General features: G+C 41.8%; 26 protein-coding genes. 23 read left to right on the top strand and 3 right to left on the bottom strand.

Annotation, left to right across the window (positions count from 1 at the left end):
* Window positions 1–67: 67 nt before the first annotated feature.
* The 7 genes from SDEL_RS10860 (at window position 68) to SDEL_RS10830 (ending at window position 5332) form a co-directional block, all read left to right on the top strand.
* Window positions 68–1258 carry a NifS family cysteine desulfurase gene (locus SDEL_RS10860; protein WP_012857911.1) on the top strand — a complete coding sequence of 397 codons (1191 nt, stop codon included), beginning with the start codon at window positions 68–70 and terminating at the stop codon, window positions 1256–1258.
* A gap of 43 nt (window positions 1259–1301) precedes the next feature.
* A complete protein-coding gene (locus SDEL_RS10855) occupies window positions 1302–2291 on the top strand; it encodes an iron-sulfur cluster assembly scaffold protein NifU (RefSeq protein ID WP_012857910.1) in 990 nt (329 codons plus the stop codon).
* Window positions 2292–2363: 72 nt separating this feature from the next.
* Window positions 2364–2585, top strand: a complete 222-nt coding sequence (locus SDEL_RS10850; RefSeq protein ID WP_012857909.1) for a MoaD/ThiS family protein — start codon at window positions 2364–2366, stop codon at window positions 2583–2585.
* 3 nt (window positions 2586–2588) lie between these two features.
* Window positions 2589–3035 carry a molybdopterin synthase catalytic subunit gene (locus SDEL_RS10845; protein WP_012857908.1) on the top strand — a complete coding sequence of 149 codons (447 nt, stop codon included), beginning with the start codon at window positions 2589–2591 and terminating at the stop codon, window positions 3033–3035.
* Window positions 3032–4246 carry a molybdopterin molybdotransferase MoeA gene (locus SDEL_RS10840; RefSeq protein ID WP_012857907.1) on the top strand — a complete coding sequence of 405 codons (1215 nt, stop codon included), beginning with the start codon at window positions 3032–3034 and terminating at the stop codon, window positions 4244–4246. The genes SDEL_RS10845 and SDEL_RS10840 overlap by 4 nt, the downstream gene beginning before the upstream one ends.
* Before the next feature lie 62 nt (window positions 4247–4308).
* Window positions 4309–4815, top strand: a complete 507-nt coding sequence (locus SDEL_RS10835; protein ID WP_012857906.1) for a hypothetical protein — start codon at window positions 4309–4311, stop codon at window positions 4813–4815.
* 82 nt (window positions 4816–4897) lie between these two features.
* Window positions 4898–5332, top strand: a complete 435-nt coding sequence (locus tag SDEL_RS10830) for a hypothetical protein (protein ID WP_012857905.1) — start codon at window positions 4898–4900, stop codon at window positions 5330–5332.
* A gap of 164 nt (window positions 5333–5496) precedes the next feature.
* On the opposite strand, the gene SDEL_RS10825 is transcribed toward SDEL_RS10830, so the two are convergent.
* Both SDEL_RS10825 and SDEL_RS10820 read right to left on the bottom strand, forming a co-directional pair.
* A complete protein-coding gene (locus SDEL_RS10825; protein WP_012857904.1) occupies window positions 5497–5916 on the bottom strand; it encodes a YqaA family protein in 420 nt (139 codons plus the stop codon).
* A gap of 1 nt (window position 5917) precedes the next feature.
* Window positions 5918–7234 carry an MFS transporter gene (locus tag SDEL_RS10820; protein WP_012857903.1) on the bottom strand — a complete coding sequence of 439 codons (1317 nt, stop codon included), beginning with the start codon at window positions 7232–7234 and terminating at the stop codon, window positions 5918–5920.
* A 147-nt stretch (window positions 7235–7381) separates the two neighbouring features.
* Between SDEL_RS10820 and SDEL_RS12175 the strand changes: the two genes are divergently transcribed.
* The 4 genes from SDEL_RS12175 to SDEL_RS10805 all read left to right on the top strand — a co-directional run bounded on the left by SDEL_RS12175 (window position 7382) and on the right by SDEL_RS10805 (window position 10728).
* On the top strand, window positions 7382–7552 hold the full coding sequence (locus SDEL_RS12175; protein ID WP_012857902.1) for a hypothetical protein: 171 nt from the start codon (window positions 7382–7384) through the stop codon (window positions 7550–7552).
* A gap of 44 nt (window positions 7553–7596) precedes the next feature.
* On the top strand, window positions 7597–8667 hold the full coding sequence (gene mltA, locus SDEL_RS10815) for a murein transglycosylase A (protein ID WP_012857901.1): 1071 nt from the start codon (window positions 7597–7599) through the stop codon (window positions 8665–8667).
* 48 nt (window positions 8668–8715) lie between these two features.
* Window positions 8716–9306 (top strand): RdgB/HAM1 family non-canonical purine NTP pyrophosphatase, encoded by a 591-nt coding sequence (rdgB, locus tag SDEL_RS10810; protein ID WP_012857900.1) that lies wholly within the window; start codon window positions 8716–8718, stop codon window positions 9304–9306.
* Window positions 9307–9513: 207 nt separating this feature from the next.
* Window positions 9514–10728 (top strand): saccharopine dehydrogenase family protein, encoded by a 1215-nt coding sequence (locus SDEL_RS10805; protein ID WP_012857899.1) that lies wholly within the window; start codon window positions 9514–9516, stop codon window positions 10726–10728.
* Between the two features lie 71 nt (window positions 10729–10799).
* Here SDEL_RS10805 and SDEL_RS10800 read toward each other — a convergent pair whose 3' ends face one another.
* Entirely contained in the window at window positions 10800–12926 is a 2127-nt protein-coding gene (locus SDEL_RS10800) for a methyl-accepting chemotaxis protein (RefSeq protein WP_012857898.1), read from the bottom strand.
* Window positions 12927–13061: 135 nt separating this feature from the next.
* Between SDEL_RS10800 and nspC the strand changes: the two genes are divergently transcribed.
* The 12 genes from nspC to SDEL_RS10740 all read left to right on the top strand — a co-directional run bounded on the left by nspC (window position 13062) and on the right by SDEL_RS10740 (window position 26096).
* Complete coding sequence (nspC, locus tag SDEL_RS10795) at window positions 13062–14204, top strand: carboxynorspermidine decarboxylase (RefSeq protein ID WP_012857897.1); 1143 nt, start codon at window positions 13062–13064, stop codon at window positions 14202–14204.
* 27 nt (window positions 14205–14231) lie between these two features.
* Complete coding sequence (locus SDEL_RS10790; protein WP_012857896.1) at window positions 14232–14942, top strand: response regulator transcription factor; 711 nt, start codon at window positions 14232–14234, stop codon at window positions 14940–14942.
* The gene (locus tag SDEL_RS11730; protein ID WP_012857895.1) at window positions 14927–16477 is read left to right on the top strand and encodes a PAS domain-containing sensor histidine kinase; all 1551 of its coding nucleotides are present in this window, start codon (window positions 14927–14929) and stop codon (window positions 16475–16477) included. The genes SDEL_RS10790 and SDEL_RS11730 overlap by 16 nt, the downstream gene beginning before the upstream one ends.
* Before the next feature lie 113 nt (window positions 16478–16590).
* Window positions 16591–17979 carry a membrane protein gene (locus tag SDEL_RS10780; protein WP_012857894.1) on the top strand — a complete coding sequence of 463 codons (1389 nt, stop codon included), beginning with the start codon at window positions 16591–16593 and terminating at the stop codon, window positions 17977–17979.
* A 10-nt stretch (window positions 17980–17989) separates the two neighbouring features.
* Window positions 17990–19150: an MBL fold metallo-hydrolase gene (locus tag SDEL_RS10775; protein WP_012857893.1), complete on the top strand. Its 1161-nt coding sequence runs from the start codon at window positions 17990–17992 to the stop codon at window positions 19148–19150.
* 50 nt (window positions 19151–19200) lie between these two features.
* Window positions 19201–20991: a CobW family GTP-binding protein gene (locus tag SDEL_RS10770; protein WP_012857892.1), complete on the top strand. Its 1791-nt coding sequence runs from the start codon at window positions 19201–19203 to the stop codon at window positions 20989–20991.
* An 89-nt stretch (window positions 20992–21080) separates the two neighbouring features.
* Window positions 21081–21410 carry a winged helix-turn-helix domain-containing protein gene (locus SDEL_RS10765; RefSeq protein WP_012857891.1) on the top strand — a complete coding sequence of 110 codons (330 nt, stop codon included), beginning with the start codon at window positions 21081–21083 and terminating at the stop codon, window positions 21408–21410.
* Entirely contained in the window at window positions 21407–21955 is a 549-nt protein-coding gene (locus SDEL_RS10760) for a hypothetical protein (RefSeq protein WP_012857890.1), read from the top strand. The genes SDEL_RS10765 and SDEL_RS10760 overlap by 4 nt, the downstream gene beginning before the upstream one ends.
* Window positions 21956–22148: 193 nt before the next feature.
* Window positions 22149–23072, top strand: a complete 924-nt coding sequence (locus SDEL_RS10755; RefSeq protein WP_012857889.1) for an EF-hand domain-containing protein — start codon at window positions 22149–22151, stop codon at window positions 23070–23072.
* Between the two features lie 74 nt (window positions 23073–23146).
* Window positions 23147–23818, top strand: a complete 672-nt coding sequence (locus tag SDEL_RS10750; RefSeq protein ID WP_012857888.1) for a response regulator transcription factor — start codon at window positions 23147–23149, stop codon at window positions 23816–23818.
* Entirely contained in the window at window positions 23811–25067 is a 1257-nt protein-coding gene (locus SDEL_RS10745) for an ArsS family sensor histidine kinase (protein WP_012857887.1), read from the top strand. The genes SDEL_RS10750 and SDEL_RS10745 overlap by 8 nt, the downstream gene beginning before the upstream one ends.
* Window positions 25068–25124: 57 nt before the next feature.
* Window positions 25125–26096 (top strand): DNA adenine methylase, encoded by a 972-nt coding sequence (locus SDEL_RS10740; RefSeq protein ID WP_012857886.1) that lies wholly within the window; start codon window positions 25125–25127, stop codon window positions 26094–26096.
* Window positions 26097–26344: the final 248 nt, after the last annotated feature.

The following is a 26344-nucleotide window of genomic DNA, read 5'->3' as shown; positions in this document are numbered from 1 at the left end:
AAAGTAATAGTATTCAAAAATTAATTAGGATAAACTTTATCCTATATGGAAATGGAGAGAGAAGACAATGAGAGTCTATTTAGATAATAACGCGACAACCATAGTTGATCCTAAAGTGTTTGCAGAGATGGTTCCGTATTTTTGCCAAATGTATGGCAATCCAAATTCATTGCATCAATTTGGGAGTGAGAGTCACCCAGCACTTAGGGCTGCAATGGATCAACTCTATGCTGGTATTAACGCCAGTGATGATGACGACATTGTTATAACATCCTGTGCGACCGAGAGCAATAACTGGGTCATCAAAAGTATCTATAACGACACTATTTTAAATGGCGATAAAAATCATATTATTACCAGTGAAGTGGAACATCCTGCGGTTGGGGCATCCTGTAAATTTTTAGAGAGTTTGGGTGTTAACGTGACCTATCTTCCTGTCAATAGCGATGGTGTCATTAATGTAGAAGACCTAAAAAATGCAATTACCGATAAAACAGCGCTTGTTTCCATTATGTGGGCGAACAATGAAACGGGTATGATTTTTCCGATTGAAGAGATTGGGGCGATTTGTAAAGAAAGAGGAGTACTTTTTCATACGGACGCAGTTCAAGCGATTGGTAAAATTCCTGTGGATGTGCAAAAAGCCAATGTTGATTTTTTAAGCTTTTCAGCGCATAAATTTCACGGACCTAAAGGGGTCGGTGGGCTTTACATTCGCAATGGACAAACTTTGTCACCTTTCTTTCATGGTGGAGAGCATATGGGGGGCAGACGCAGTGGAACCCTCAATGTTGCGGGGATTGTCGGTATGGGAAAAGCGATGGAATTTGCCGTTGAAGCCCTTGATTTTGAAAAAAATAACGTCAGACGTTTGCGGGATAAACTAGAAGATGCTTTGCTTCAAATTCCTGAAACCTTTGTGGTGGGCACGAAAGAACAACGTGTTCCCAATACGATTTTAATTAGTGTTAAAGGTATTGAGGGTGAAGCGATGCTGTGGGATTTGAATCAAAATGGCATTGGAGCCAGTACCGGCAGTGCGTGTGCGAGTGAAGCGCTTGAGTCCAATCCTGTCATGGAAGCTATTGGCGCAGAAGCGGATTTGGCACATACAGCACTTCGTCTTTCGTTGTCTCGTTTTACCACAGAAGCTGAGATTGATTATGCGATTGAAGTGATTAATAAAGCCGTTCTTAGACTTCGTGCGATTTCGAGTACCTATGCGTATGCGCCTGAGTGGCACGTGAGTAAGTTGTAACAATCTATTTTGTTTTACATGTAAAGATTTTAAAGGATAGAAAATGGGAAAAAATAGTTTAATTGGCGGCTCTATTTGGGAAGAGTACAGCCAAAAAGTGCAAGATTTGATGAACCATCCTAAAAATATGGGTGAGCTGACAGAAGAAGATGCAAAAAATATGGGCGGAAAGCTTGTGGTTGCGGACTTTGGTGCGGAGAGCTGTGGCGATGCGGTGAGACTTTACTGGATTGTCGATGAAGCAACGGAAATGATTAAAGCGGCAAAATTTAAAAGTTTTGGCTGTGGTACCGCCATTGCAAGTTCGGATACGATGGCAGAGCTGTGCATTGGCAAAACCGTTTCTGAAGCGGTTAAAATCACCAATATTGACGTTGAAAAAGCGATGCGTGATAATCCTGATATTCCTGCCGTCCCGCCTCAAAAAATGCACTGTTCGGTTATGGCGTATGATGTCATTAAAGCTGCTGCGGCTTCATTTAAAGGCGTGGACGCAGCGTCTTTTGAAGATGAGATTATTGTGTGTGAGTGTGCACGGGTCAGCCTTGGAACGATTAAAGAGGTGATTCGTCTCAATAACCTGACCACCGTAGAAGAGATTACCAATTACACCAAAGCGGGTGCATTTTGTAAATCCTGTGTGAAGCCTGGCGGGCATGAAGAGAAAGAGTATTACTTGGTCGATATTTTACGAGACACGAGAGCTGAGATGGAGCATGATCGTTTATTGGCGATTTCCAATGCGCAAATCGAAGGTCACAGCAGTGTTGATTTTGATGACTTAACGGTGGTGAAAAAATTCCAACAGATTGAAGCCGTCATTGATGAAAACATTCGCCCGATGTTGGTTATGGATGGAGGAAATCTTGAAATTCTTGACATCAAAGAGGGTGATGATAAAGTCACAGATGTTTACATCCGCTATCTTGGTGCGTGTAGTGGCTGTGCGAGCAGTTCAACAGGCACACTTTTTGCTATCGAATCTGTTTTACAAGAGAAATTAAGTAAAAATATACGAATATTACCTATCTAAAAAGTATAAAACGAGAGGTCTTTTCTTCTCGTTTTCCTCGTTTTAAATTCTTACATGTAAAAAGGAATCATTGTGGCAAAAGTCGAATTTTTAGGGCCGATTGGGCGTCCTAGCCTTGATGTGGATATTGCAAATTTGAATGAACTCAAAGACTATTTTAAAGAGGACAAAGCACTTCAAGAATGGCTAGGAATTTGCGCTGTTGCGGTCAATGATACGTTGGTGTGTGATTTAAACATGCCGATTGCTTCTGAGGATAAAATCTCCCTTTTACCTCCTGTGTGTGGAGGCTGAAGCATGTTAGAATTACATGAAGGCTCTTTACATGTAAAAGAGATTTTGGCTGCGTGGTACGATAAAATCTGCGATAAAAACTACGGTGCGTTTATCCCTTTTGTGGGCATCGTGCGTGATGAAGATGGCATTGAGGGTCTTAGTTTTGATATTTATGAGCCTATTTTGCAAAGCTGGTTTGATGCGTGGCAAGAAAAAGCAAAGGCGCAAAATGCCGTGCTTTTAATGGCACACGCTAGGGGTGACGTGCCCAATCACACGTCAAGTTATATCTCTGCCGTGGTTTCGCCTAAACGAAAAGTTGCCTTAAAATTGATTAACGATTTTGTGGAAGATTTTAAAGCCAATGCGCCCATTTGGAAGTATGATTTGATTGAGGGGCAACGTGTTTATGCTAAAGATCGCTCCCATCTGCTTCAAGGACATGGGCTTTTAAAGGCGGATGCATGAGTCAAAATTTTCCTCCTTTTGATGAAACACTCAGAGCGCTTGAGGCTTCTATTTGCACACAATTTGGTGTTGAAAACCTGTTTGTGGGTGAGGCTTTGGGACGCTTTTTGGCGGTGGATATTGTCGCTGTTGAAAATAACCCTACCCATGAAACTGCCTCAATGGATGGCTATGCCATCGCTTTTAGTGACCAAGACTTAGGGAAGTTACATGTAAACGCTTTTGTGCCTGCTGGGAGTGAAACAACCGGCGTGGTTGCGCAAGGGCAATGCGTGAAAACCTTTACGGGTACACTTATGAGTGAAGGGACAGATACGCTTATTCCGATTGAAAATGTGGAAGTTGAGGGCGAGAGTATTCGCATTACCACTCCTGTTTTCAAAGGACATGCGGTGCGACCTGTGGGAGAGAACTATAAAGCGGGTGAAGTGCTCATTCAAAAAGGGACAAAGATTGGTTTTGCAGAAATTGGGGTGATGGCAGAACTGGGCATGGTACAAGTTGAAGTCTTTATGCGCCCTCGCATTGCTATTCTCTCCACGGGCAATGAAATCTTAGATTTTGGTGAAGTGAAAACCTCTCACGCACAAATTCGAAGCTCCAACCATGTCACCGTTGAAGCCATCTTGCGCCAAATGGGTTGTGAGACGATGCGTTTTAAACTCATCCGTGATGAGCGAGATGTTATTGAGCAACAGCTCCGACAAGCACTCATGTGGAGCGATATTGTCGTAACCACAGGTGGGGGAAGTGTGGGGGATTTTGATTATTTGCAAAGCATCCTCACCGATATGAAGATTCAAAATATCATTGATGGCTCCTACATGAAACCAGGACGACACATTCGTGTGGTCAAAACTGGGCACAAATATATCTACGCACTTCCTGGCTTTCCTTACAGCGCCTCAGTGTGTACCTTTTTGTTTATCGCTCCCTTGTTTCGTAAAATGCGCTCTCAAAAATTTGCTCTACCTACCATCAAAGCTAAAATGGGCGAGTTTTACAAAAAACGCTCTAAATTTGTTGAATTTACTGCGTGTAATCTTCGTTTTTGTGAGGGTGAATTGGTGGTGGATTTGAAAGGCAAAAAAGAGGGCAGTAGCGCCATTTTAAATAACCTTTTAGATAAACCCTCTTTGCTTCGAGTGGAAAAAGATGTTTTAAAGATTGAAAAAGGCGAGATGGTGGACGTGGTATTGCTGGACGTGTAAACGTCTAGCAATAGCCTTTTAGCTTTTTACATGTAAAAACATTGACGCTTAAAAGGAGTCCTATGTCTTTTCAAATCTCTAATGCTTCTCAAAAAAGTTTATCAACGCTCATGGTGATTTGGTTTACTATGGTGAGTGCGTTGTTTGTGTATGTTTTGGTTTGCTATATGCTACTCTCTCAAGGTGGAATCAACGTTTTATACTCGCCTGAGATACTGCGTAGTACGTTTTTTCTCAATCTCAATCTTCTTGTGTGGGCATATCTTTTTGCGGGTGTTGTTTTGGGTGTGGGAATTGTTCACTTTAAAAGTGCCTATGCCAAAATGGTAAAAGAGATTCTAGCTCAAACCTTTGAGAGTAAGGAAGAGGAATTTAATACGTTTAAAACCCGTTATGTAACGCTTATGTTTGTGCATCTTGCACTCTTTGAGAGTATCGCTATTTTGGGAATTGTTGTGTTCTTGACAACGGGTGATTTTACAACGATGGTGAATCTTACGTTGTTTGCTTTGGCAGGTTTTTTAGTGGTTGTTCCCTCTCGGGCAAAATTTACCTCTTTAAAAGGGTAGATTTCTCTTTTTTTGTTACATTTGCATAACTGTTTAAGATTTTATTATACTATAGTGAATCCAAAATTTTAAAGGAGACGGTATGAAAAAAGTTTTATTATCTATGGTTGTAGCAGGTGCTTTGGTGTTGCCACTGAGTGCGCAAGAGGTTAAAGGCTTAAATGTACTCATTACATCAGGGGATACTCAAACCCAAATGATGGGGATGGTGCTCTCTACCAGTGCACTTAAAGACCACAGTAAAGTTGTAAACATTACTCTTTGCGGTCCTGCGGGTCAGTTAGCCCTTAAAGAGTTTGAATCAGGAAGTGTCAAGCGTGGCGATGGTCAAAGTGTGAATCCTAAAAGTGCGCTTCAAGGCTTAATCAAAGCAGGCGCATCCGTGCAAGTGTGCCCACTCTTTTTACCTACAGCAGGCAAAGAAGTATCTGCTTTAGTCGAAGGTGTGAGTGTTGCTAAACCACCGATGGTAGCTAAAAATTTAGTGGATGCATCGTTTCAAAACATTAGTTTCTAATAGGTATCTTGCAAAGCTCCTTTTGCAAGCAAAAAAAGCACCAAGGGTGCGTGGGCATTCTGCCGAGGAAAACCCAGCGTTAGCGTAGCCTTTAGAGCTTTGCTTTAAAGGCGTGTTTAGAGTTCTTGCAGAACTCTAATGTGAAAACAAGGTTTACATGTAAACTAAATCCATGCCAAAAATCCCGCATACACAAACAGATACCGTGCCAATTTGGCAATGCTTACAATGAGTAAAAACTTCCACCACGTATACCGTACCACTCCAGCCACGAATGTGAGCGGGTCACCAATAATGGGAAGCCATGAGAAGAGCAGGCTCCACATGCCATAGCGCTCAAAAAGAAGCGTGGCTTTGTGCTGATGTTTGGCTTTGATGTAGCCTTTTGAGAGGGAAAAATCTGAGGCGTATTTTCCTAATATATAATTGACAAAAGAGCCTAACGTATTGCCAAGCGTGGCAATGGTTAAAAGTGTGTAAGGGTTTAATTTTTGATCTAACAGGTAGAGAAAAAAAGCTTCGCTTCCTCCTGGTAAAAGGGTGGCAGAAGCAAAGCTAATTCCTAAAAGGCTGAGAAGTTCCACCTTACTCTAAAACCGCTAAGATGGTCTCTTTATCGGTGAGTTGTGAGTCGTATTTGATGACTAAAAGTTGTTCACTTTCATTGCGATACCATTCGATGATACCTTTAACATGGCTAAGATGTAAAACTCTTGTCAAATCAATGGTTTCAAAAGGGAGGTAGAGGTTTTTATTGATGCTTGGATTGTGTAAGGTCGCAATTAAAAAAAGCCACAAAATACAGGCGATAAACATCACCCATGCAATTTCCATAATACCAAAGTGCTGTAAAAAGAAGCCTCCAAAGACACCACCCACAAAGGTTCCCGCATAGCCAAAGGAGTTAAAAACGCCTAGAGCTGCACCTTTTTGGTGAATCTTTGCGTATTTGCTTGCCATCGATTGCATCAAAGGCTCATGTATATTAAAGCCAATAAAAAAGAGCACAACTCCTACAATAAACCATGGCGCACTTTTGGCGTAGCCCATCATGACATAGCTGATACCAAAAAAGACAATACCAATCATCAGCATCTCTTTGGCTTTATGCTTTTTTTCTCCCAAAATAGCTGAAGGCGCCATCGCTAGTACGCCACAAATCATCGCAGGTAAATAGACCATCCAGAGCTCTTTTTTCTCAAAACCAAACTCTTTAAACATAATGATAGGAATGACCATAAACGCTAGGGTCATCATCCCTTTTTGAAGCATGTTGGTGATGTTCATTTTCATAAGATTTTTATCTTTAAAAATGTGTTTAAGCTCTGCCTCATCGGCACCGTAATGATGGACAATTTTAGGAGGATTGGGAACTTTAGTGTAGAGAATAATAATCGCTAAAAGACAAAAAAGAGCGGTCAGAAAAAAGAGTTTATCCACCCCATAGTACCCGCCAATGAGTGAGCCTAGCATCATGGAAAGCGCAAAACTTGCCGCAATACTTCCTCCCATAATCGCCATGGCTTTGGCACGCACTTCTTCTTTGACCATATCGCTAATCATCGCGGTTCCAACCGCACCAATCGCACCAGCACCTTGTAAAAAACGACCTATCATCAAACCATAAATGCTCTCACTCAAACCACACACCAGTGAGCCTATCATAAAGATAACTAAGCCAATAAAAATGGTGACTTTACGTCCAATTTTATCGGAGAGAATCCCAAAGGGAATTTGCAAAAACATTTGGGTTATGGCATATCCACCAATGGTAATACCCACTAAAAATTCATTGGAACCTTCTAAGTGAAGCGCATAAACAGAAAGCACAGGTAAGACGATAAAAAGACCTAAGAAACGAAGCGAAATAATCAGGGTTAGGGGGAAAACAGTTTTTAACATGAATGCACTATTCCTCGAAATTTAATCACGGTTGATTTTACCTTTGTTAAACTTTGAAAAGTCTATGAAATTTTAAAATCACACTTGGCTCAAGCTTCTTTTATGTTATAATCTTCAACAGTTAAAACAAACACGGAAGGAGTTAGCATGGAATTTAATATTACACATATTTTAGGGTTTGCTGGGTGCGTGTTGGCGTATTTTATTACGCTTTATTATATTGGTTTGAATCACTGGGTTGTGATGGAACACAACAAAATTTATGCGGAATTTGATGCGATTAAACGTGAGCTTAATACGCTTAAACAAAAGGCTTAAATAAATTTAATGGGGCGCTTAGCGCCTCTTTTTAATGGATGTGAATGCGCTATTTTCTTTTTTCTTCGTTTGTTTTTATGGTCGTTTTTTCAGGCTGTGCTTCTAAACTCTCTCCCACATCGCAAGATGATACATTTGCTACAACGCTTCAAGAACAAACTAAACAGTTTGAACGCTTTAGTCATGAGGAGAATTTTGATGAGCTTTTGATGCTTTTTCGTGAAAATTGTAAGGCACCCCAGACGCAAAAAGTTTATGCCAAAGTGTGCGAACAATCTTTACATGTAAAGGATGCAAAAGCCTTTTTTCAAAACGCTTTTGTACTCAAAAAGGTTGAGCCTAACGAGCAACGCTCTATGCTCACAGGTTATTATGAACCCCTTTTACATGGAAGTATGAAAAAGAGTAAACGCTTTGCGTATCCTGTTTATGGTAAACCCAAAGATTTGATTAAAATTGTGGGTGAAAAGGACGCAAAAATGCGTGGACGCTCTGTAAAGGGAAAGGTTGTTCCTTATTTTACGAGAGCAGAAATTGCCAAGCGTAAGATGAAAGCAGAGATTTTGTGTTACGTGGACGATAAAATTGACCTCTTTTTTATGGAAGTACAAGGCTCAGGCAGGGTAGAGCTTGAAGATGGAAGAGTAATGTTTATAGGCTACGCTGATAGTAACGGACACACATACAAATCACTCGGACGAGAGATGGTCAATAGAGGGATTTTTGCAACGCCTGAAGAGGTCTCTATGCAAAAAATCAAAGCGTGGTTAGAAGCACACCCCACAAAAAGAGATGAACTTTTAAATACTAACCCAAGTTATGTCTTTTTTCGCAAAATGGAACAAAAAGCAACGGGAAGTTTGGGCGTTGTGTTAACGCCTGAGCGCTCTGTGGCAGTGGATAGAGCGTTTATTCCTCTAGGTTCACTTTTAGCACTTAAGAGCGAATCGCCTCAGTATAAGGTTGAAAAGTTTGTGTTTGCGCAAGACACGGGTGGGGCAATTAAAGGACCCAATCGTGCGGATATGTTTATGGGGTATGGGGAACGAGCCAAATGGGTTGCTGGTGAGCTTCAAGCGCCATTGGAAGTATGGATTATGGAGCCGAAGTTTTAAACAAAAAATGGATAGAATAAAAGCTTATATAAGCAGGGGGAATGAGCGTTGAAAATTGTATTAGCTACGTCCAATCAAGGCAAAGTTAAAGAGTTTCGCTCGTGGATTAGCGAGTATGAGGTGGTGGCATACAGCGACATTATGGAGCCTTTCGAGATTGAAGAAACAGGAAGCACGTTTAAAGAAAATGCGCTGATTAAAGCACGTGCTGTTTATGAAAAACTAAGCGATAAAAATGACATGGTGCTGAGTGATGATAGTGGCATTAGTGTGCCTCTCTTAGGCGGAGCACCTGGTATTTACAGTGCCCGTTATGCGGGCGTGGGGGCGACTTCAGAAGCCAATTTAAACAAACTGATTGCAACTTTGAAAGAACAAGGTGTCTCAAAAACACCCGCTTTTTACACCGCTGCCATTGCGCTCGTGTGTGCTAAGGGTGAATTTTGTGTGCATGGCTGGATGCACGGCAATGCGATAATGGAAGCTAGAGGTCACAACGGCTTTGGGTATGACCCAATGTTTATGCCCTACGGTTATGACAAAACCTTAGGTGAGTTAGACGAAAGCGTGAAAAAAGCCTTTTCGCACCGAGGAAGAGCGCTTGAGTTGGCGCACATCATCATAAACTCTTTGAAATAAAACAGTAATAAACAAGACATATAATAGGCTTTTTTGATAATGGCTATGGTGCATAGCTCTTATTAAAGAAGCCTCACCATAAACTTAATTCTGCCAACGTGTTGGCAAGCTTCAGTGCCCTAGTGGCTAACGTAGCCAAAAGAGCTTTGCTTTTTTGGCGTGGCTTAGACTTTTGAAAAAAGTCAATTAAAAATGAGAAGGAAAATCATGGCAACAGTATTAATTATCGGTGCGGGCGGTGTGAGCCGTGTTGTGACCAAAAAATGCGCAATGAACAGCGGCGTGTTCAGTAAAATTGTTTTGGCAAGCCGAACCAAATCAAAGTGTGACCAAATCGCAAGTGAGATCAAAGAATCTTTACATGTAAACATCGAAACTGCGGCGATTGATGCGGACGATGTGGACGCATTGGTGGCTCTCATCGAAAACGTAAAGCCTGCTTTGGTGATGAACATCGCACTTCCGTATCAAGACTTAATCATCATGGACGCATGTGTGAAAACCAAAGTGCCTTACCTAGACACGGCTAACTACGAGCATCCAGACCTCGCAAAGTTTGAGTACAAAGAGCAATGGGCACGAGATAACGCCTTTAAAGAAGCAGGCATTATGGCACTTTTGGGCAGTGGTTTTGACCCAGGTGTGACCAATGTTTACTGTGCCTACGCACAGCAGTACCTTTTTGACAGCATTGAGAGCATTGATATTTTGGACTGTAATGCGGGCGATCATGGTTACGCCTTTGCAACCAACTTTAACCCAGAAATTAACCTTCGAGAAGTCAGCTCCAAAGGGCGTTATTGGGAAAATGGTGAGTGGATAGAAACTGAGCCAGTGTCTGTGAAAATGGTTTGGGATTACCCTGAAGTGGGACCAAAAGATAGTTATCTCCTTTACCATGAAGAGTTAGAATCGTTAGTTCAAAACATTAAAGGGCTTAAACGTATTCGTTTTTTTATGACCTTTGGTCAAAGCTATCTTACGCACATGAAGTGTTTGGAAAATATCGGAATGTTGCGCATTGATGAGGTCGAACACAAAGGGATGAAAATCGTCCCTATCGAATTTTTGAAAACCTTGCTTCCAGACCCTGCAAGTTTGGGACCTAGAACGGTTGGTTTTACGAACATTGGGTGTGTGTTTGAAGGTCTAAAAGATGGCAAAAAACGCAAAATCTACATCTACAACGTGTGCGACCATCAAGCGTGCTACCGTGAGACGGGTGCACAAGCGGTGAGTTACACCACAGGAGTTCCAGCGATGATTGGCGCAAAACTGATGTTAGAGGGCACATGGTCTGGCAAGGGTGTATTCAACATGGAACAATTCGACGCCAAGCCTTTTATGGACGAATTGAACACACAAGGGCTTCCGTGGAAAATCATCGAAATGAAACCCGAAGAGACTTTTGAGGTTAAATAATATTATTTGCTCAAGGCTTTACATGTAAAGCCTTGAGCCTCCTTCTTTAAAGAAGTTACTCTCCCATACGCTTACGTTCTAAACTTATTTAAAATGCCGTTGAGTTTTTCAGTCAAGGCATTAAGATGCTCACTCGCACCTGCGATCTCCTCGACACTTCTGGTGTTTTGGGTTGAGAGGGTATTGATTTCTGCGATTTTTGTGACAATCTCATCAATTTTCTCTCCTGTTTTCACATAATCTTCTACGGTTTTATCGTTCAGTTTGGTTGCTTTATCCATAATATCAACGGTTAGATTGATTTTTTGCTCAACCTCATGTGCAATGGAAGAGAGCTCTTGAATTTCACTGGAATTGTGATTCATCTGATCACTGCTGTCATTGATGGATTGGACGATGACATTAATCGTTGCGTTAATCTCAACCAAACTTTTTTGAGTGCGTTCTGCTAATTTTCGCACTTCATCGGCAACGACGGCAAAGCCACGTCCATGCTCTCCCGCACGTGCGGCTTCAATGGCGGCATTGAGCGCTAGAAGGTTCGTTTGATCGGCAATATCGCTAATGACTGTTAAGACATTTTTGACTTGTTCCGCATCAGAGCTTAGTTGTTGAATACGGTGTGCGAGCTCCATCTCCGTTGCAGCGCTATTTTGAACACGTCTTCCTAAAACCTCGATGTGTTCACGGGCGCTTTTGAGTTCACGGTTGGCTTTGATGACCTCTTCTTTACTCTCTTTTGCCTCTTTGACAGAAACGACGATCTCTTCTTTGGTTTCATGGGACATTTGCGTCGCTTGATGAATAATCATCGTCGAATCCTCAACCCGTTTGCCTACTTGAAGGGTTGTAGCAGAGAGCTCATGCGCAATGGAAGCGTTTTCACTGCTCGTCTCTTTGGCTAAAGCGACTGTTGAGCGTACTTTCTCGATAAAGTTGTTAATTTCATGTGAGGCATCACCGATTTCATCGTTTGTTTTGACTTCTAATTTTTTAGTGAGGTCTCCATCTCCGACGGCTACATTGTGAGCGGTGTTTTTGAGATTGACAAGAGGAGAGGCTATCATGGTGTTAATCATCATGTAGACTATGCCCAGTACAATGAGTGCTGCTACGGAACTAAAGGCTATCATGGAGAAAATCATTCCATGAATATTGGAAGAGCTTTTTTCTCCTTGCTCAAGGACACGTGCTTCTACGCCATCGATATAAAGCCCTGAAACAATAATCCAATCCCACTCTTTAAAATACTTAGCATAAGTGAGTTTGTCCGCATTTTTTTTGGTAACGGGATGAGGGTAGTTGTAGGTGACAAACACTCCCTCACTTGGATATTTGAGTGCGCCATCAACAATCTCTTGACGATAGACTTTACCTTTAGCATCTTTGACATCGAGTTTAATTTCGGTATTTTTGAGTTTGGCTTGTGTGCCATGAAACGCATAGGTGTAGCCTTTGCCTCCTTTTTTGTAGGCAAAGAAATAGCCATCTTCTGCGTAGCGTAAACTCTCTAAGACTTTAATCGCTTCATTTTGATAAAACTCTTTAATGCTCGAAGCATAATCACCCGTACCAAAGACAATATCTAAAGGCTCAAAATAGAAGTTATAAGCAATCTTTGGCTCATCCACTTTGGTTTTTGGATGTGGAAAAAGAAATTTGCTAATACCTGTGCCATCTTTGGCTGTTTTGATAACATCTTTGATAATAAACGTACCCTGCTTGTCTTTCATATCTATGAGATTTTTACCGACTAAAGAGGGATTGATAGGATGAACCACGTTGACACCCTCAGGTGTGTACGCATAAAAATAACCTATATCGTTGTTGTAACGATAACCGTTTGTGACGCTGTAAATGAGCGTACGCAACTCTTCTTTGGAGAGCTTATCTTTGTTTTTTGCATAGATATCTTCAATGATTTTTTGAAACTCTAAAGCGTCTTCTTTGATTTTATGCGCAATATTTTCATCTAATGTCATTTTGTAAAACGAGGCTATCGCCTTTTCCGCCATCATGGTATGGGCTTTAAGCTCGTTTTTGTGCATCTCTAAAATGAGTTCTCTTTCATCATTTATCTGTGTTTGCACTAAGGTATTGGATTTATAAAAGATAATCCCCAATGAAATGAGCGTTAAAACCCCTAAACTGACAATAAATAAAATAAGCGTTTTAATTTTAATGCTTATTCCTTGCATATGATTGTTCTCCTTCTTCCCTCAACAATTTTTAAATGTTAATAATCGTATCGTCTTTTCTAATAATTTATGTAGGTTTTTTTTGTTAAGGGGAAACATGTTACATTATGTGAGTAAAAATCGGAGAAACTAATCATGAAAATAAGTAAAATTGAAACGGTTTTAGCGCAGATAAACACGCCTGCGTATGTGTGTGAAGAAGCACTTTTGGAAGAAAATTTAAAGCTTCTAAAAGAGGTGAGTGAGCGCTCAGGGGCGACCATTTTACTAGCCCTTAAAGGCTTTGCGTTTAAAGCACTCGCTCCTTTGGTGGACACATATTTGAGTGGCTGTACGTGTAGTGGACTTCATGAAGCCAAATTTGCCAAAGAGTTTTTTAAAGGCTCGGTGTGTACCTATTCGCCTGCGTACAAAGAAGAGGACATCGACGAAGTCATCGCTTTGAGTGAGCATTTGATTTTTAATTCCTTTAACCAATGGGAAAAATACAAACATAAAGCTATGGGAAAAACCAGTTGCGGTTTGCGTTTGAACCCTGAGGTCTCTTCCTCTCCTGTGGATTTGTACAATCCGTGTGGTTTGTATAGCCGTCTAGGCATTACCAAAGAAAATATGCAGTATGACAAACTAGAGGGCATTGAGGGGCTTCATTTTCACGCCCTTTGTGAGCAAGACGCAGATGCGCTTGAAGCGGTTTTAAAAGGGTTTGAAGAGCGTTTTGGGGAGTTGATTTCTCGCATGAAGTGGATTAATTTTGGTGGAGGGCATCACATCACCCGTGAGGGGTATGATGTGGAAAAATTCATCACATTAATTCGTGATTTTAGAGAGCGACACAATGATATTACGGTCTATTTAGAACCAGGGGAAGCGGTGGGGTGGCAAACAGGGCCTTTGGTGGCGAGTGTGCTGGATATTGTGCATAATGGCATGGACATTGCCATCCTTGATATCTCCGCAGAAGCGCATATGCCAGATACGCTTGCTATGCCCTATCGAGCACAGATTCGAGGAGCAGGTGAGCTGGGTGAAAAGCCACACGTGTACCGACTCGGAGGGCCTACCTGTTTGGCGGGGGATATTATGGGTGATTACACTTTTGACGCTCCGCTTCACATCGGAGATAAACTCATTTTTGAAGATATGATTCATTATACCATTGTGAAAAATACGACGTTTAATGGCGTAAAATTGCCTGATTTAGCCGTTTTAAGAAAAGATGGAGCGTATGAAGTCGTAAGTCATTTTGGGTACGATGAGTATAAAAGACGCAATTAATATGTTTTACATGTAAAAAGGGAAAAGATGGATTCAGAAGCGCTTTTATCGCTTAAAGAGGCATGTAAGAGTAAACGTGTGCTTTATGTGGAAGATGACCCTGATGTTAGAGGGCAGACTGCTAAAATGCTTCGACTCTACTTTCACGAAGTGGTGGAAGCGTATGATGGCGTAGAAGGATTGCACTGCTTTGAGAAAGAGCCTTTTGATCTTATTTTTACGGATATTACGATGCCAAAAATGGATGGTTTGTGCATGATAGAAGCCATCCGCAAGCGCAATGCATCGATTCCTATTGTGATTTTTTCTGCGTATGACACGACAGAGTATTTTCTAAAAACGATTGAGCAGGGTATTTCAGGTTATATTTTAAAGCCGTATGGATTTCATGAGATTTTATTCACCCTTGAAAAGGTTGTGAAAGCTTTACCTAAAGAGAGAGCGCATACGCTTTTGATGATTGAGGGGTATTATTGGGAGAGGGCAACGCACTGTTTATGCCAAGAGGAGAAGGAAATTAAATTAAGTAGGCATGAACGTGCTTTATTTGATTTGCTGACCTCTTCAAAACAGCGCATTTTTTCCAGTGAAGAGATAGAAATAGCCGTGTTCGATGATGACCTGAGTGATAATAAACGTGTGCGTAACCTTTTGTCTCGTTTGCGCCAAAAATTAGGATGCGATCTCATACAAAGTATTTACGGAGAAGGGTATAAACTTCGATGGCTTCACCTCTAAGTAGCACAGCAACGCTCAAACAAAAAGCCGAACGGTTCGAGCAACTTTTTAGTAACAGCGGTGTGGGAATTTTTATTGTCAATAAGGAGCGTTTGATTATTGAAGCCAATGAGGCATTTTGTAAAATCTTTGGTTATAGCACGGATGAGATTTTGCATCATTCAGCGTTTGAATTACATTTATCCTATGCAGCGTATGTCAATTTTGCTGAGATCGCTTTTAATAAAGTAAGGCAAAATGAAGCGCTTAATTTAGAGTACCCTTTTAAACACAAAAACGGCAAAGTTATTTGGCTTCGCATTGCAGGCGATTCGATTCCCTCTAATGAAGAAGTTTTGTGGACGATTACGGATATCACAGAGCGCATTGAGACCCAAGAGCGTTTAAGGCAGAGTGAGGCACTTTTACGTAATGCCGAGGCGATTGCGCATTTTGGAAGTTGGGAAATTTTATTGGATGACGTACATCATATGAAGTGGTCTGAGGAGATGTATTATATTTATGGTGAAAATCCACTCTCTTTTGTTCCAACGCTGGAGTGCTTTCAACGCTATTTAAGTCTTGAAAATCTGAAACGTATGCATGCCATTAATGAAAAAGCCCTGCAAAGTGGAAAGAGTGAAGTGTTGGATTATGAAATTATGCGTCAAGATGGGCGTCGGGTGTTTATTAATACCTATCGTAAAGCGATTTATGATGAAAATGGTGTACCCACTAAATTGATAGGAACGACGCTTGATATTACCAAACAAAAAGAGAATGAGCGAAAAATCAAACAGCTCAATGAAACCTTGCATCAAGAGGTGCAAATCCAGCTTGAAAAATTGCGTGAAAAAGACAAACAGCTTCAGTACCAATCCCGTCTGATTCAAATGGGTGAGATGCTCAGCATGATAGCCCATCAGTGGCGACAACCCTTAGCCGCCATTGGCGCTACGACGAGTTATTTATCAGCACGTATTGCGATGGGTGAGATAGAAAAAGAAGCGTTTCAAGAGGAGGTGGAACACATTGAAGGATACGTGTTGCATCTCTCCAAAACGATTGATGATTTTCGCAATTTTTTCAAATCACTCAAACAAAAAGAGAAGGTCACCTTAGAGGCGTTGGTTGAAAGAACGCTGAGTATCGCAAAACCGCTTTTAACAGCAAAAAATATCTCTATTCTCACAGCGTTTACATGTAAAGAAGCGATAGAGACGTATGGGAATGAGTTAGCGCAGGTGATTTTAAATATTATCAAAAACGCAGAAGATGCGTTGATAGATAATGGTGTTAAAGAGCCTATGATTTGGATTAAAACGTACAGCAATGAGCAAGCCCTCTTTTTAGAAATCAAAGATAACGCTGGAGGGATTGAAGAGGCGTTGTTTGAGAAAATCTTTGAAGCCTATTTTTCAACCAAACTTGATAAAGACGGTACAGGAGTGGGGTTATGTATGTCTAAAACCGTGGTGGAAGAGCACTGTAAGGGTGCCTTAAAAGTCCATAACGAAGATGGGGGTGCAGTTTTTACCATTGTGCTTCCTAAATGAGACATTTGCGAGACATTTTTTCTTCTTTTCTTCTTTTTAATTGAGACAATCCCCAGACACTCTCCTCCTATAATAACTCTATGCATTTAAAATATTACTGCAGGAGGTTTCTCATGGAAACACCGCTTTATCTCGAAGAGAGAAGTTTGGTGAAACGTTTTAGTGGTCCTTTACCCATACTGCTCAATACTCTTTTTGTCTTGACATTGTTTTATATCTCATGGTGGATATTTCAAGACCCAAGGGGTATTATGCGTATGTACACGCCGTATGTGGGCTACATGTGGTGTCGTTGGCTGTTGGTCATTATGATTTGGATCGCGTATATTTTTGACTTTTGGCCTTTTAGTAGGTCATGGCTGAAAAACACGCATCCTGTGTTAAAAGGGGTTATTTTAACCACGCTCACCGTAGCGTTGTTTATGATTGTTTTAAAAGGGTTTTTTGAGACGATTTTAGGTGAGTATGCCATTGCGTATTTTAGTCCTGAGCGTCTCACTAAAGAGGGCATTGTTGAATTTTACGCCCTTGAATACTCCGCACAAGCGATTTTGATGTTTGCAGCGATTGCTTCGTGGCTTAGCCCTGCGTGGGTGGTGGCGATGGAGAGTTCACCGTGGGATAAACTGACTCAGCCTGTGAAAGGCTTTTCGATCTTAATGTTTACCTTTTTTATCAGTGTGATTGTCTATTTTGTGGCATTTCACTCTCACATGGCGATTTTGTTTGATCCATGGCAAAAATTTGCGGCGATTACGCCTCCGTGGTGGGAAGATTTTGCGGGAACCGTACATGGTAACTTTAACATCGCATGGATTATGTGTTGTACGGTGATTGTGTGGATGCATGAGACGATTTGGGAGCGTTATCCTTTCTCTATGATCGAAACACCGTGGATTCGCCGTGTGGCTTCTTTCTTTGGGATTATTGTGATTGCCGTAGCGCTTAGCTTCTTTCTCTACTTTGCACAAGAGTTAGTCTGGGGTGAGGCGATTCGAGGAACCAGAAGAGATGCTTCTCCTGATTGGCGTTGGTTGCATGTGGGTGAAATGGCGATTTTCTGGCTTTTACCAGCGCTTTATATGCACTTTTACATGAAAAACGGGTTTAACGCTTACGGTAAAGTGATGAATGTCTTTTTACGAACGGTTGCGTCTATTGCTGGGGCGGTGGTGCTCTATTATGTCTATTACAAAACAGCGCATCTTTTCTTAGGGACACAAGAGGGTTTCTCGCATCCACAACAATTTCCGATGATTCCACTGATTTGGTTGATTAATATTATGTTGATTAACTACTGGTTTATGGATGGCTGGCCAGGATGGCGTTTGGCGGAGGCGAGTGAGAAAGCACCGATTACGCATGTAAGTTATGAACGTGTTGCTTTGAGCGGTTCGTTTTATCGAGGGGTTGCAGGTGGAACACTTGCGGGGGTAGCGCTTTATTTTGTGATTGTCTATCTTATCCCATTCATGGGCTCAGCGCTCATTATCTTTAAATAAGGAGAAAATCATGTCAACAGAACAAACAACTAGACGGGATTTTCTAAAGGGTGCGGTGACAGGACTTGGTTTTGGAACGATGGCGACCATGGGAATCTTCTCGTATTCGCCAATGCGCTCCATTTTTCTTCCTGAGATTGAGCGTAAGATGGTGGATTTTGGCGCATGTAAAAGTGTAAAAATTACCAATATCTCAGAGACGAGTTGGTTTGATAACTCTATTTTAATGGGCGATATGAAAGGTGCGGGTGGACTTTTGGTTGACCAATACCTGTATAACTGGCCTCCTTTTGGAGATGGCTCAGGACTTGCGAAGGGCAGTTACGAAAGAGGCATTGCCAAAATTAAGCATCTTTTGCCACACAATCTTGAAGAGGCATGGAAAATTGTAAAAGCCAATAGCATCCACTCTGATAACGCAGGGGGATTTGCCGCACTTATTGAAGTTGAGCGTTTGGATGGTGTGAAGAAAAAATACCTTTTAGATACAGGTTGGTCGTATGAGTGGATGGATCAGTGCTTTAAGCGTGAGGGCATTGATAAGATGCTTGCGAACAATGAGATTGAAGCGCTGATTATTTCGCATGAACATTTTGACCATTTTTGGGGTTTGCCTGTGACGATGAAGTATGCGCCTAACATCAAAATCATTATTCCCGATGGTTTTTATAAAGAGGGCTTGCAGTACATCAAAGATTCGGGGCATAAGGGTGAATTGGTCGTGCATAAAAAAGGTAAAAATGACATCGAACCAGGGCTTTGTACCTATACGTTTGATGTGCCCATTATCTCACGGGTGTTTGGCGAACAATCTATCTTTGCCAATGTTAAAGACAAGGGTTTGGTGAGCATTTCTGGGTGTTGCCATCAAGGGATTATTCAGTTTATTACCACGGCAAAGAATGAGCTTAAATACGACAATGACAAAATGCACGGCATTTACGGCGGGCTTCATATCTCTCCGTTTGATGATTGGGATCCAAAGTACGATGATTTGGTGATTGCTTTAGGTGGTTGGGGTTTTGATATTATTGGATGTAACCACTGTACGGGACTTTTAACGGCAGAAAAATTTATACGAGCGGGCTATCCTGTGGTTAAAGGTACGGCGCAACATCGCTCTAAAAGTCATGCCTATTTGGGCAATGGAGATACACTCACTTTTGGGTAAATTTGAAGAGCCAAAGTATGACGCTTTGGCTCTTTTTTGAGGAGAATCGTATGAATCTTTTAGAACTCTATCCCTCATCGTTTGATGGCTCATTTGAGGATTATCGGGCGTTTATGCGCTCTGTATTGATTAAAGGCTCGTATGATGGGATGTTAAAAAAGCTTACAGGTTATAAAGGGATGTATCTGTGCCAACAGCCTAAAGAGTGTTGGACGTTGAAGTTTGATCAGTTTGAAGGCATTTTTGGGATGGTTTTAGTGGAGGTCAATGAGGGATTTGGGACGTTTTACCTCTACTATTTTCCTTCTCCAGATGAGCCGCTGCTGGATAAATGTTCTTTGAGTGAAGCGTTGGTTGCACACGATAAAGATTACCGTGAAAAGATACGCTCTTTTGCCTTGTATCCTGAGCTTTTAGAACAGTTTTGCATCGGGAGTTTAAGCTTACATGTAACGATGGCATCGCAGAGTTTACTGCTGTTTTATGAGAGTGTTTTAAGAGAGCGTGTGTATGCCAAAGAGGGGGTTTTAACCAAGGATAAACGCTATGTCATTGAGCCTGAGGGATTGGATAAAGATGTGCCTTCGTTTCGTTTGTTGCTTCCCATTATGAATTTTCTCAACACCACACTTTCTCGCATTGCCACAGAAGCGCCTTCGTACTTTGAGCTGTTTAAAAAACGAGAGAAAAGCATGATGTACGATGGCAAAGGGGTTTTTACATGTAAAGAAGATGCACCTACGCTTAAACTTTTTATCGCTTTGGGATATGGGGATGACTCCTTTGATAGCTCTATGGAGCAACTTTTGATGGGACGGCATGTGGAGGTTATGCATGAGCGTATGAGCCTCAATGCCTTTTTGCAAAAAGCACCGTGGTATGACCTCTCTGAGACACCTTTGGGGAGTATCGCACGCACTTCTAGTCGTGGTGTAAAGCCTAAAATGGTGGTGGTCACAGGATTTTTAGGTTCGGGGAAGACGAACTTTTTACAAAATTACATTGAGTATGAGACGGAGAAAAACCGTTTTGTGGGGATTATTCAAAATGAGATAGGTAAAACGGGGTTGGATGGGAAGTTGGTTGATTATGATTATTCGCTGGTGGAAATGGATGAGGGGTGTGTGTGCTGCTCTTTGGCAGGACAGCTTCGAGCAGGGGTAAATACACTGATGAGTAAAACCTATCCCGATACCATTTTGCTAGAAACCACAGGGGTGGCAAACCCTTTTAATCTTTTATCGGAGCTTCATGAGCTTGAAGATGTGGTGGATTTGGAAGCCATTGTCACGGTGGTGGATGGGTGCAGTGCGCTTTATTTGGCGGAGGAATATACGATTTTTTTAGATCAAATTCGCTCAGCTGATGTCATTTTGCTTAACAAAGTGGACAGAATGCATGAGGAGGAGATTGTCGCGGTGGAGCAGTTTTTGTACGAAAACAATCGGTGTGCGAAGGTGATTCGAACCATTCAGTGCGATGTCCATCCCCATACACTCTCAAATGCCTTACATGCCACCACTGCGCAGATTGCTTCATTGGTCGCCGAAGAAGATGAGGTGATTCACACACACTTACACGATAACCTCTCAAGCATAAAACTGAGTGTCGCACACGTTTTAAATAAAGAACGCTTTGAGAGCTACTTGCAACACCTACCTTCGACTGTTTTTCGGGTGAAAGGAATCGTGCAGTTTGAAAATGAACCCACACAATCGGTGGTGCAATACGTCAATGGCACCTACGAATTTGTCGCCCAACATGAAGACCAAGTCAATGAGATGTTTTTGGTGTACATCGGAAAACATATGGATAAACTCTACCTTCAAGCGCCAGTGTAAAGTGTTACATGCTCAATGCGGTGTGGTCGTTATTTGTGATATAATACTTGTGTCATATGACATAAATATTATATCAAAATGGAAAAATAATGTTGGAAGCACTTTTGGGCACAAAAAATCGAGAACTCACCTTACAGTATCTTCTTGTATTTAACGAGGGATATGCACGAGAAATAGCAAAATACTTTGATGTCTCTTTGCCCTCTATCCAAAATCAATTACAGCATTTTGAAGCGAATGGTTTGGCGTTGAGTAAAATGTCGGGTCGCACCAAAGTCTATTTTTTAAACCCTAGATATGCTTTTTTAGAAGAATTAACGGCGCTACTTGTTAAAGCACGGTCTTATTATAAACCTGAATTAAAAGAGAAGTTTGAGATGCAAAGAAAACGCCCCAGAAGAGTAGGTAAACCTTTATGAAAAAGCAGATAAAAGCGATGGATTTAAAAGAGTTGGGTGGCTTTATCTGCGATGCTCTTATGACTCAGGGTATAGATGTTGTGCTCTCTGGAGGTTCGTGTGTTGAGATATACAGCAGAGGTGAATATAGTTCGTGGGATTTGGATTTGATTAATCGGTACAATGAGCAGTATAAAAAAATTCATCATGTTATGTTAAAACTAGGCTTTAGAGAACATAACAAATACTTTATTCATGAAGATACAAAGTATTTTATAGAGTTTCCTTCTGGCCCTCTTGGCGTTGGTGATGCCCCCGTTGAGAAGATAGCAGAAATAGCTACAGAAGCTGGGGTATTAAGACTTCTAACGCCTACGGATTGTATTAAAGATAGGCTTGCTGCATATTATCACTGGGACGATGAACAAGCGTTACAACAAGCGGTTTGGGTTGCTGAACAAAATGATTATGATTTGGTGTCTATAAGGGAATGGTCTCATAAAGAAGGAGCAGATAAAAAATGTGATCATTTCATTCAACACTTAACCCTAAAAGGTTCAAAGTAACCTACGAATGTGTCCCCCAACACGAAGACCACGTGCATGAGACGTTTTTGGTGTATAGAGGCAAAAACCTCGATAAACTCTACCTTCAAGTCCCTGCGTAATTCTTTACATGTAAAAATGTTACCCACCGTTTACCGCTTTGGTATTAGGATGGCATGTGGGAAATTTCCCAAGCCAAACAAAGGAGGAGACTATGACCGTTGGTTCAAGTTCTCTTTACGAAACCTACCTTTCGTACGGTAGCACGACTAGCTCGAGTCGCTCTAGTAGTTCAGATTTTGCAGAAGCGTTGCTTACTTCTATGGATTCTGATAGTAGCGGTTCGGTTGATAGTGCTGAGTTTAGTAGTGCCGCTCTAGCACTCTCTATCAGCGATGAAAGTGCTATTAGCAGTGCTTTTTCATCGTTAGATAGTGATGGAGATGGTACGATTTCGCAAGAGGAGCTAAGTGCTTCACTTTCTGAAAGCTCAAACATGGTTGCTGGAAGTATGCCCCCACCTCCGCCACCACCTTCCAGCAGTGAGAGTGAAGATACAGGCTATACACAAGAGGAACTGACCGCTATGGCGGAAGACGTTGGCTCAAGTGATAGCAATTTGGCTTCCTTGTTGGCATCTGTGGTGGAAAACTTTGATGCCGCAGACAGTGATGGTGATGGCAAAGTAACCGCCGCTGAGGCGATGGCATACCAGCAATCCACCAGTGAAAGCACTGAGAATGCTGAAGCAAGCAATGTTGCAAGCTCAGGCATGATGCCTCCACCTCCACCACCGCCTTCAAGCAGTGAGAGTGAGGAGGAAGATACGGGTTATACCATTGATGAGCTAACAGCGATGGCAGAAACCGCCGCATCTACGGATAGCAATCTTGCTTCTTTATTGGAATCGGTCATTGAAAATTTTGATGAAGCCGATGCGAATGAAGATGGCAAAGTAAGCTCAGCAGAAGCACAAGCGTATAAAGAGTCTACCAAAGCAGAGAGTATTGGCACTGAAGACGTTGCTAGTAGCTCCAGCGAGGAGGAGTCTTTGATGAGTGCGCTTTTAGCACAAATCGTCTCACGCTACTCTACCCAAACCAGCCTTTCAGGCTCATCGTTTAACCTAAGCGCATAAGCCCTAAACCACGCTCTAAGCAAGGCGTGGTTTAGTGTTACTTTTGGTTTACTTTTTCTTCGTTATAATCAAGCATGATGAATATATTGATGATTGAAGATGATATAGAACTAGGGCAACTTCTGCAAGAGTCGCTTTTGCAAGAGGCTATTCAAACCACGTTGGCATGTACGCCTTTGGAGGGTTTAACCGCTTTGCAAAATGGTTTTTTTGACGCACTCGTGCTTGACCTCTCACTCCCCCAAATCGACGGACTTGAAATTTGCCGTATTGTGCATCAAAGCCTACCCAATCTTCCGATTATTATCTCTTCTGCACGCTCCGATATGAACGATAAAGTGATGGGTTTTGAGCGGGGAGCGGATGATTTTTTACCCAAACCTTACGACCCAAGAGAGCTTGCTTTTAGACTTCGAGCCATTTTAAGACGTGGTTCAAGTGTTCAAGAACAGGGTGTTCCAGCTTTTGTGATGGATGAAGAGCGTCATCTAATTAAGCGTGGCAAAGAGGCGCTAAAGCTCACGCAAGCCGAATATGACATTGTGGCGTATATGCTTAAAAAAGAGGGCTTTGTTATCTCACGAGAGGAGTTACTCTTAAACATTGGCTCCATCAAGTATGAGAGCAGTTTAAAAAGCATTGATGTCATTATGGGGCGGATTCGTCAAAAAATAGGCGATGACCCCAAAAAACCACGCTTTATTCTCTCGGTGCGAGGGGTGGGTTATAAGTTTGTCAATGCGTAAAATTTCTATTATTACCCTTATTTCTACTTTTTTTGCGCTCTGTTTGGTGGTGATTAACATCGCTTTAGCGCTAGAGTATAAGCGTCAAAAGAGTGAGCTAAGTTACTTTGCGTTTCAGCGTTTTGTAATGGCGGTACGACTTTTAAAGGATGTTCCTTTGGAGCGTTTTAATGAGCACCTCAAACCTTTACATGTAAAGATAAGTTCCATGCCCACACAAACACTTCATGATAGGGGTGAAGTGCTTTTGGAAGACCCTTTGTTTGAGATGATGCGTTATGAGAAAAAGCTCTACTTTGTGCCTAAAAAAGATTTGCCACCACCACCGCCACCGCATGCTTTTGGAGGGTTTGGGATGCCTCCACCACCTTTACCTATACGTTTGGTGCATGAAAAAATAGTGTTAGAAGATGAAGGACTCTTTAGCCCGTATCGGGTATGGATTTTGGGTGGGGTGATTAACCTTTTGATGCTGCTTTTTTTTGGCGTGGTGCTTAAAAAGTTGCTTAGATTGCGCCATCTTAAAAGTGCCATTGAACACGTGGGCGATGCACAAACCTTTCAAGCCATTGGCGTTGAGAGCGAGGATGAACTAGGAGAAATTGCTACGGAGTTTAACCATGCGGTGGAGAAGATTCACCACCTTAAAGAGGCTCGCACGCTTTTTTTACGCAATATTTTGCATGAGCTTAAAACGCCGATTATGAAAGGTAAAATTGTCTGCCATAGTTTGGAAAATGTCAAACACCAAAGCCAAATGGAGCGCATTTTTGAGCGCTTAGAAACCCTTTTAGAAGAGATGGTGAAGGTGGAAAAGCTAAGCTCTAACGAGTGGGTTTTAGAGCCAAAGGCGTATCGGATGATCGATGTGCTAGACCATGCGAGAGATTTGTTGTTGTGTGATGCGAGTCGCATTGAGGTGCATTCAGAAGAGTTTATTCCTCTCATTTTAATCGATTTTGAGCTCTTCGCCACCGCCTTGAAAAATCTTCTGGACAACGCTTTGAAGCACTCCACGCAGAAGGTGGATGTGGTCATAGAAGAGGGGATGGTGAGCATTGAGAGTGTGGGAGAGGCGATTGCCAAAGAGAAGATGGACTTTTCACGTCCGTTTAACCGTGCGGTGGAGAGTTCTAGTGCGGGTTTAGGGCTAGGGCTTTACATCGCTAATGCGATTGTTGTGAAGCATGGCTTTGCTTTGGAGTATTTACATGTAAAGGGAAAAAATTGTTTTAGGATTCGTTTTTAAGCGTTTACATGTAAACCTATTTTTTTGCTATGATATAAAAAATTGTGCAGGAAAAGAATGAACTACATAGGCTCCAAAGCAAAACTTTTAGCGTTTCTTGAACATCACATCCTAGCGCTCATTAACGATACTTTTGAGGGGAAAATCGTCTGTGATTTGTTCTCAGGCAGTGGGGTCGTGGGAAGCTTTTTTGCGCAAAAAGGGGCAGTTGTTTTAAGCAACGATAGGGAGTATTATAGTTATCTTCTAAGTAAAGCGCAGTTGCAAACGGGCGTGTTGGAGGGCGTAGAGGCTGATTTTCAGGCGTTAAATGCGCTCAGCCCTGTGCAAGGCTGGCTTTATAAGCACTACTCCAAAAGTAGTGGCAGGTCTTATTTTTCCGATGAAAATGCTCAAAAAATCGATGCCCTACGTCAAGGCATTGAGGCGTACAAAGAGGATGAAGAGCGTTACACCTATCTGCTTGCCTCCTTGCTTCACAGTGCGGACGCTGTGGCAAATACCGCTTCGGTTTACAGTGCCTTTTTGAAAAATCTCAAATCTCAAGCCTGTGAGCCTGTGTGCTTAAAACCGCTTTTTTATACGCCAAGTTTTGCGGCTCATCAGGTATTTTGTGAGGATGCTAATGCGCTGATTTCTAAGCTCAAAGGGGACATTCTCTACCTCGATCCGCCTTACAATCGCAGGCAATATGGGGCAAATTATCATCTCTTAAATACCATTGCGCATTACGACACCTTTGTTCCCAAAGGCAAAACAGGGCTGAGAGCTTATGCAAGCTCACGCTACTGTAAAGCGACCACAGCGCTTGTGGCGTTAGAGGAGATTGTTCAAAAGGCAGATTTTTCTTATGTGGTGTTAAGCTACAACGATGAGGGGCTTTTGTCGCATGAAAGTATTGAAAAAATGATGAAAAAATATGGCAATTTTTCCTTTGTTCAAATCCCGCATCACCGTTTTAAAGCCTACCACAATAAAGCACGTAAGTCCCTAATTTACGAGTATCTCTATCTTCTTAAAAAAGCTTAATGGAAAATGTAACTTTACTAAATATGACGATTTTAAGTTTCAAATTTGTACAATCCCATCATGCACGGCGTCTAAGGTTTAGACTGACATAATCGTAATCACTTCTTTTTTCTACGACCACTATGTCCCAACTCTTCGTGCCACATTGAATTTTTGCAAAATATATTTTGCAAGTGGGCATTCTGCCAAAGAAAACCCAGCGTTAGCGTAGTTTTTAGAGCTTTGCTCTCAAAACGTGTCAAGAGTTT

The organism is Sulfurospirillum deleyianum DSM 6946, assembly GCF_000024885.1.
GTDB lineage: Bacteria > Campylobacterota > Campylobacteria > Campylobacterales > Sulfurospirillaceae > Sulfurospirillum > Sulfurospirillum deleyianum.
Note: the sequence above shows the minus strand (reverse complement) of the source record. Positions and strands in the feature narration are given on the sequence as shown.

Coding starts and splice junctions, on each gene's coding strand:
- SDEL_RS10855 (WP_012857910.1), top strand. CDS start 1,302: ATGGGAAAAAATAGTTTAATTGGCGGCTCTATTTGGGAAGAGTACAGC.
- SDEL_RS10745 (WP_012857887.1), top strand. CDS start 23,811: ATGCGTAAAATTTCTATTATTACCCTTATTTCTACTTTTTTTGCGCTC.
- nspC (WP_012857897.1), top strand. CDS start 13,062: ATGAAAATAAGTAAAATTGAAACGGTTTTAGCGCAGATAAACACGCCT.
- SDEL_RS12175 (WP_012857902.1), top strand. CDS start 7,382: ATGGAATTTAATATTACACATATTTTAGGGTTTGCTGGGTGCGTGTTG.
- SDEL_RS10775 (WP_012857893.1), top strand. CDS start 17,990: ATGTCAACAGAACAAACAACTAGACGGGATTTTCTAAAGGGTGCGGTG.
- SDEL_RS10760 (WP_012857890.1), top strand. CDS start 21,407: ATGAAAAAGCAGATAAAAGCGATGGATTTAAAAGAGTTGGGTGGCTTT.
- SDEL_RS10755 (WP_012857889.1), top strand. CDS start 22,149: ATGACCGTTGGTTCAAGTTCTCTTTACGAAACCTACCTTTCGTACGGT.
- SDEL_RS10835 (WP_012857906.1), top strand. CDS start 4,309: ATGTCTTTTCAAATCTCTAATGCTTCTCAAAAAAGTTTATCAACGCTC.
- SDEL_RS10840 (WP_012857907.1), top strand. CDS start 3,032: ATGAGTCAAAATTTTCCTCCTTTTGATGAAACACTCAGAGCGCTTGAG.
- SDEL_RS10860 (WP_012857911.1), top strand. CDS start 68: ATGAGAGTCTATTTAGATAATAACGCGACAACCATAGTTGATCCTAAA.
- SDEL_RS10800 (WP_012857898.1), bottom strand. CDS start 12,926: ATGCAAGGAATAAGCATTAAAATTAAAACGCTTATTTTATTTATTGTC.
- SDEL_RS10830 (WP_012857905.1), top strand. CDS start 4,898: ATGAAAAAAGTTTTATTATCTATGGTTGTAGCAGGTGCTTTGGTGTTG.
- SDEL_RS10740 (WP_012857886.1), top strand. CDS start 25,125: ATGAACTACATAGGCTCCAAAGCAAAACTTTTAGCGTTTCTTGAACAT.
- SDEL_RS10790 (WP_012857896.1), top strand. CDS start 14,232: ATGGATTCAGAAGCGCTTTTATCGCTTAAAGAGGCATGTAAGAGTAAA.
- SDEL_RS10780 (WP_012857894.1), top strand. CDS start 16,591: ATGGAAACACCGCTTTATCTCGAAGAGAGAAGTTTGGTGAAACGTTTT.
- SDEL_RS10750 (WP_012857888.1), top strand. CDS start 23,147: ATGATGAATATATTGATGATTGAAGATGATATAGAACTAGGGCAACTT.
- mltA (WP_012857901.1), top strand. CDS start 7,597: ATGCGCTATTTTCTTTTTTCTTCGTTTGTTTTTATGGTCGTTTTTTCA.
- SDEL_RS10805 (WP_012857899.1), top strand. CDS start 9,514: ATGGCAACAGTATTAATTATCGGTGCGGGCGGTGTGAGCCGTGTTGTG.
- SDEL_RS10770 (WP_012857892.1), top strand. CDS start 19,201: ATGAATCTTTTAGAACTCTATCCCTCATCGTTTGATGGCTCATTTGAG.
- SDEL_RS10845 (WP_012857908.1), top strand. CDS start 2,589: ATGTTAGAATTACATGAAGGCTCTTTACATGTAAAAGAGATTTTGGCT.
- SDEL_RS10765 (WP_012857891.1), top strand. CDS start 21,081: ATGTTGGAAGCACTTTTGGGCACAAAAAATCGAGAACTCACCTTACAG.
- SDEL_RS11730 (WP_012857895.1), top strand. CDS start 14,927: ATGGCTTCACCTCTAAGTAGCACAGCAACGCTCAAACAAAAAGCCGAA.
- SDEL_RS10820 (WP_012857903.1), bottom strand. CDS start 7,234: ATGTTAAAAACTGTTTTCCCCCTAACCCTGATTATTTCGCTTCGTTTC.